The sequence below is a fragment of the Acidocella sp. MX-AZ02 genome, assembly GCF_000306035.1.
Lineage (GTDB): Bacteria > Pseudomonadota > Alphaproteobacteria > Acetobacterales > Acetobacteraceae > Acidocella > Acidocella facilis.
The window spans coordinates 12,657-17,484 of record NZ_JH976214.1 but is presented as its reverse complement, the minus strand read 5'-3'; the positions used below and the strand labels follow the sequence as shown (position 1 = coordinate 17,484).

The following is a 4,828-nucleotide window of genomic DNA, read 5'->3' as shown; positions in this document are numbered from 1 at the left end:
CTTCAATCACTTGAACCAAAATCCAGGCCCCAAAGCTAAATCAGAAAAAATAAAACCAAGTTTCGGGGTTTTTCAGCAAACTGCTAGACGAAAGTGACAAGACAATATGGGCGTATTCGCGTGAAAAGCTGGAGCGGATTTTGGTGAAATGCAAGCTTTTCACGGACTTCTGACTATTACATCGACAGCAGCAAGGGGTCCGCTATGAGCGGCCTGACAGAACGATGGCCCAAATCAATGAAGACTTTGCTTATTGCATCAACAAATTCGGCCCGCTCGTGAATCGGGTGCCCCTAATAAATACGACCAGGCCTGGAAAGAAAGGCAAGACTGTGCGGAGTGTTTGCAAAATCAAATCGACAAAGACAGTTAGGCGGGATTTAATATGATTTAGACGATTCTACCCTTTGAAGGCATAGAAACTGTTAAGTTTGGCGCCTGTGACCGGCCCAAATTCTGGGAGACCCGCCGGGCCAGGCATTTGCTGACCGGCAAGCTGTTCTGCGCCAGTTGCGGCGGGACGCTCAGCAACCTTGGCCGCGACTATCTCGCCTGTGGCGCCGCACGCAGACTCGGTACCTGTTCCAACATGGCCAGCGTGCGCCGCCCGCAGCTGGAGGCTTCGGTGATTAAGGCCCTGCACGCCAATTTGATGGAGCCTGAGGCGGTACGGGAGTTCGTCGCCGAATTCACCGCCGAGTGGAACCGGCTGGCCGCCGAGAGCAATGCCGACCGGGCGCATGACCAGAGCCGCCTGACCACGATCGAGCGCAAGATCGGCAAAATCATAGAGGCGGTGATGGACGGCTTCCGGACCGAGGAGCTGAAGCAGCAATTGGAGAAGCTGTCACAGCAGAAAGCGCAGCTGCAGGCCCGGCTGTCGGCGCCCGCCAGCACGGCACCGTCGATCCACCCGAACCTGGCGGAACTCTACCGCCAGCGGGTCGAGACGCTTCAGGCCGCATTGGCGTCTGCCGACGGCAACAACAGCGCGGTGCTGGAGGCACTACGGAACTTGATTGAGCGCGTGGATGTCGGCCTGGGAACGCAGGGTGAACCGGAGATTATTCTCACGGGCGCGCTGGCGGCGATGGTCCGCCTGGGCCTGCCGGCTCCCCCAACAAAAACAACGCCTTCGGTGCGAAGCACTGAGGGCGTTCCTGACTTGTTCATGAGTTCGGTAAAACTGGTTGCGGGGGCACGATTTGAACGTGCGACCTTCAGGTTATGAGCCTGACGAGCTACACAACAAACTATTGTTTTATTTGTATTATTTTAATATATTTTGGATTATGTGATAAATAATGCGCTAAAATCGGCGAATTCGTTACGGTAAATTCTGAAAAATGTGCTAGCCGGCGCGCTGCTCGGCTATTCCAGCCAGTCTTCAGACCTTAACCCCAACACACGCTGGAATTCGCCAAGATTACCTGTGACGACGATCAAGCCTCTGCTGCGCGCATGGCCGGCGATCATCAGATCATATGGTCCGATCACATTACCCAGCCGCTCAAGATCGCCGCGTATCTCGGCGGTATGGGCCGCCGCCTCACTGTCGAAAGGCAGCACCGTCAGGCGCCCAGCAAAATGCTCGACCTCGCGGCGGATGCGCGGCGGATCGTTCGAACGCTCAGCGCCATAAAGCAATTCATAGAGAACCACATCCGAAAGGCATAAGGCTTCGGCATTAGCATTGAAGCGCGTCCTCACCTCCTGCGGCCGATCCCTGAGCACACGGATGCAGAGGTTGGTGTCCAGCATATAGCGCAACATCAGAAACGCTCGCGCTCCTGCGCCACCGGCTGCACACGCTCGCCCAGATCAATCCCCGGCGCGTCAAAGAAATCATCCCAAGCCGCTTCGGCGGGCGCGATGATCCGGCGCGGGCCGTCGGGAACGATGACCACCTCGTGCACTCCCTCGGAAAATGCCACCGCCTTCGGCAACCGCACAGCCTGCGAGCGGTTGGAGAGAAAGAGTGATGTTCGCGCGAGCATGAGAACCTCATATATATCCAAGGCGGATATACAACGTCAGCTCGCCTCATTTCAATCCTTTTTGAAAGCTCACCGCCCCTCAGTCCAACAGGCTCCAGAACGAGCTCTTGCGGCCATGCTCGCGCCGCAGTCGTGCCACGTAAGCATCGTGCGGTTCCAGGCGCCCAAACGTCTTGATCCCGGCGGACAGGCTGGCGCAGCTCAGCAAATGCCGGGCGGCGTGCTTATAGCGGCTGGACCGGTTCTGGATGAGCGCGAAGTCGATCATCGCCCGCAGCACCAGCACGGCCGCCAGATTATGTTTGCCCGCCAGTGCCTCGGCAGCGGGGGTGAGAACTTCATAATAATCGCCATCAAGCTCTCTGGCGCGGTCCAGCACCATCGCCGCCGCGCGGTTCAGGTCCGGCCATGAGATCAGGAAGCCAAGCGCCCGCGGAAAATGATCGTGTTTCTTGACCAGATCCAGTACCTTCTGCTCCGCCTCGACATCGTCGAAATCAGCCAGACGCTTCAGATAGTCCCGCAAATGCGCGGGCGATAGCGCGCGCTCAAAGCAGCGCCAGCGTGCGTCCTGGGCCTGCGTGGCGTGGCCCATCGCCTCCAGAACCGCGATGCGGGCATCCTCCCACTCGACCTCCAGCCGATCCTCCCGAGCGTGCGGGCGGGGTACGGCTGCCTCGATGGCGCTCCAGGCCTCCTCCAACCGCCCTGCCGCCAGCAGGCGCTGGGCGATCTTGGCGGCGATGACCGGCACCTTGCGGGTTTTAACATCGTACTGCGTGATGAAAGCGTCAACGTCTCCTTGGGCGTCGGCAATTTCCTGGAGGGCCAGCTTTACCGTGCTGACGCGGGAGCTTTCTTCCATCTCATCCTGATAAATTGGCCCGGAGGCGCCGTAGCCGATCCTGATCCGGTCTTTCGCCGCGGGTGTCTCCACCGGGCGGTTCGACAGATCAGTCATGAGCTGTTTCAGATGATCCCGCCCCGCCTGCCCCAGCGCCTTGGCCAGGGCCACGATAAGCCCATCATATTGGCCGTAATCATTGGCCAGCAGCGCCGTGAAGCTTTGCACCGCCAGCACCTGGGGCGAGGGCTTGGCCAGCACGGCGATGGAGCCGAGATCCTCACAGGCCTGGTGAAAAACCGGGCTGATATGACCATTGCTGTCATCGCAACGCGAAAAGACCGGATTCGCCAGCTCCATGAAGCGCCAGAGCAGGTCGAGCGCTTCCGTCGGGTCACGCTGGGTGATGGCACCCGCAATGGCCGCGCGCTGGGTTTCAAGATCAGCCGCCAGGGGCTTGATGGCATGCCAATCGACGAAACTCCGCGCCCGGCCTATGGCGGCAAGGCGCTTGCGGACCTCCTTGCCCAGTTCGGCCGGGCTTTGCGCCCCCGCCAGCTCCATCCGCAACCTACGCTTCGCCGCGGCATCGCCGGTGCTGATCTCAATCAGCAGCGCGGCGAGACGTTCGGCCCCGAGCGCTTCCAGGTTTTTGGCGTTCAGCGTTGTCGTCTTGGCCATGCGGTGTCGGTCCTCTGTCACCTCGTCCTGGCTTGGTGGCATGTTTGGCTTTGGCCTGACAAGCCATGCCGGCACCACCTGACCTCACTCATCGTCCACGCTAAATCTCCCCATATACACCGTTTTTTTCGAATTCATCAGACATAGGCCGGTCTGACCCAGCCCGCCTGGCCGCCCTCATATGAATCCACCACCGCATCGACAAACGCCACGCCCCCTCAGCCCGTCCTCGCCAGTCGGCACCGCCTGGCCGATCAGCCCCGGCGCGCGCGCCTCGCGCCGCGCCCGAATCGCCTCGGCGAAGCCAGCATAAAGATTCGCAAACGCCTCGATATAGCCTTCGGGATGGCCGGGCGGGGTGCAGGTGCCCGTCCGAGCTTGATCGTCACCGGCCGCCCGTGCACGGAGCGTGCAGCAAGCTATTCAGCTCTTCCTGATGCCAGGTTTCGCCGAAAACCCGCAGCCGCAGCCCGTTGGAACAACCAACCGCCAGATTCGAGGACCATAACAGCCCCCGCGCCCCGCCGTGATAGCGCAGCATCACATGCGCATTATAGTGCAAAATGCGGCCCTCCACCAAGGTCGCCACGTCGGCGCAGAGCGCCTCCAGCTTCAGCCCGGTGACGAAGCCCGCGAGATGATAGGCGTGGGTGCCGATATCGCCGACACTGCCGCCGCGGCCGGAGCGTTTGGGATCGCCCCGCCAACTGGCCTGCTGGTTGCCGCCCTGCTCGATCGCGGTGGCCATCCATTCCAGCGGATATTCCACCTGCAAGACGCGTAGTTTGCCAATCTCACCGGCGGCGACCATCGCACGCGCCGCATGAATCAGCGGGTAGCCGCTATAGGTGTAGGTGACGCCGAGAAAGCGGCCGGTGCGCGCGGCGATTTCCACCAACGCCACCGCATCCGCGGAGGTCGTGGTCAGCGGCTTTTCGCAGATCACGTCGAAACTGGCTGCAAGGAACGCCGCCGCGATCGGGAAATGCGTATGGTTGGAGGGACGCAGATCGCCACCACGTCGATGCGATCGATGCGCTGGACCTCGGCCGCGATCATCTCGCGGTAATCGCCATAGGCGCGGGCGGGCTCGATGAACAGGCCAGCGGCGAAGGCGCGGCCTTTCTGCGCATCGATATCGAAGGCGCCGGCGACCAGTTCAAACTGGTCGTCGAGCCGCGCCGCGAAGCGGTGGATGCCGCCGATGTAAGCGCCATCGCCGCCGCCGACCATCCCCAGCTGCAACCGCATCGCCTTGATTTCACCCGTCATATCATGGATCTTTCTTATCTTCTGCAGCGCTCTA

At 60.7% G+C, this 4,828-nt stretch carries 5 protein-coding genes and 1 pseudogene; 1 reads left to right on the top strand and 5 read right to left on the bottom strand.

Annotated features, from left to right (window positions below):
• Positions 1-481 precede the first annotated feature (481 nt).
• Positions 482-1,231 carry a zinc ribbon domain-containing protein gene (locus MXAZACID_RS17025; protein ID WP_008495787.1) on the top strand — a complete coding sequence of 250 codons (750 nt, stop codon included), beginning with the start codon at positions 482-484 and terminating at the stop codon, positions 1,229-1,231.
• Positions 1,232-1,371: 140 nt separating this feature from the next.
• Here the strand turns inward: MXAZACID_RS17025 and vapC are convergent, their stop codons facing one another.
• The 5 genes and pseudogenes from vapC to MXAZACID_RS20265 form a co-directional block, all read right to left on the bottom strand.
• Positions 1,372-1,773, bottom strand: coding sequence for a tRNA(fMet)-specific endonuclease VapC (gene vapC / locus MXAZACID_RS17020; RefSeq protein ID WP_008495786.1), 402 nt, complete (start codon positions 1,771-1,773; stop codon positions 1,372-1,374).
• Entirely contained in the window at positions 1,773-1,997 is a 225-nt protein-coding gene (vapB, locus tag MXAZACID_RS17015) for a type II toxin-antitoxin system VapB family antitoxin (protein WP_039885769.1), read from the bottom strand. The genes vapC and vapB overlap by 1 nt, the downstream gene beginning before the upstream one ends.
• A gap of 79 nt (positions 1,998-2,076) precedes the next feature.
• Positions 2,077-3,522 (bottom strand): DUF6880 family protein, encoded by a 1,446-nt coding sequence (locus MXAZACID_RS17010; protein WP_008495784.1) that lies wholly within the window; start codon positions 3,520-3,522, stop codon positions 2,077-2,079.
• A gap of 385 nt (positions 3,523-3,907) precedes the next feature.
• Positions 3,908-4,468, bottom strand: coding sequence for a Gfo/Idh/MocA family protein (locus tag MXAZACID_RS20270; protein ID WP_240376731.1), 561 nt, complete (start codon positions 4,466-4,468; stop codon positions 3,908-3,910).
• Positions 4,465-4,828, bottom strand: a pseudogene (locus tag MXAZACID_RS20265) (hypothetical protein); the annotation flags it as partial. The gene MXAZACID_RS20270 and the pseudogene MXAZACID_RS20265, both read right to left, overlap by 4 nt.